Annotated in this window: 1 protein-coding gene; it reads left to right on the forward strand. The window is 64.5% G+C overall.

The annotated features are described in order from the left end of the window. On the forward strand, positions 1 to 735 hold a 735-nt coding region (locus Q4I23_RS32925), incomplete at both ends, for a multicopper oxidase domain-containing protein (RefSeq protein WP_498529035.1).

Raw genomic sequence — 735 nt, forward strand, 5'->3', positions numbered from 1 at the left:
GGCCACCACGCTGTACGCCGAGCCGAAGGTCAAGGAGGCGACGGTCGACATCGTCCAGGACCCCGCGGCGGTCCCGGCGCCGGAAGCGGCGGGCACGCGCGCGCCCAAGACCCACAATGTCGTGCTGACCACGACCGAGGTCGAAGCCAGGCTGGATGACGGCACGACCTACACCTACTGGACGTTCAACAACAAGGTCCCCGGCCCCATGGTCCGCGTCCGTGTCGGCGACACGGTGAACGTGTCCATGACGAACGCGCCCGGATCGGTCATGAACCATTCCATTGATTTCCACGCGGCCACCGGTTTCCTTGGCGGTGGACAGATCACCCAGGCGGAGCCGGGCCAGACCAAGGAATTCTCGTTCAAGGCGATGGCGCCGGGCGTCTACGTCTATCACTGCGCCACCCCGATGGTCGCCCAGCACATCGCCAAGGGCATGTTCGGCCTGATCGTGGTGGAGCCCGAAGGCGGCCTGCCGAAGGTCGACAAGGAATTCTACGTGATGCAGCAGGAGATCTACGCCACCAAGGCGAAGAACCTGCCGGCGGCGGAGGATGACTACGACGGCCTGGTCAACGAGAAGCCCGGCTATCTGGTGTTCAACGGCGCCGTGGGTGGGCTGGTGAAGGACAAGCCGCTGAAGGCCAGTGTGGGCGAAACCGTGCGCATCTGGTTCGGTGTCGGTGGGCCGAACTTCACCTCGTCGTTCCATGTCATCGGCGAGATCTTCGA

Source organism: Azospirillum sp. UFLA03-27 (assembly GCF_059803775.1).